Consider the following 255-nt stretch of genomic DNA (forward strand, 5'->3'; position numbering starts at 1 on the left):
ACTTCTCTTGTAAGCTGTTAATCCCTAGTTCATTACAAGTTACCACCAACTTTTTCATCATTTCAGAAATCGGACGGCGCGATAAGACCAAAGGCAGTAAAATATTGTCTTTCACAGACAAGGTGTCTAACAGATTGAAATCTTGAAAGACAAAGCCGAGTTTTTCCCTGCGAAAACTAGAAGCCTGATTGTTTTTAATCGTTGCGGTATCGGTGCCATTAAGAAAGACGCGTCCTTCGGTTGGCTTATCCAGCA

The 255-nt window shown here is 41.2% G+C and carries 1 pseudogene; it reads right to left on the reverse strand.

Annotated elements, in window-relative coordinates:
• A pseudogene (locus tag HMPREF2542_RS04330) lies at positions 1–255 on the reverse strand (ABC transporter ATP-binding protein); the annotation flags it as partial.

Origin of the sequence: Streptococcus sp. HMSC034B05 (genome assembly GCF_001809055.1) — a bacterium.
Taxonomy (GTDB): domain Bacteria; phylum Bacillota; class Bacilli; order Lactobacillales; family Streptococcaceae; genus Streptococcus; species Streptococcus constellatus.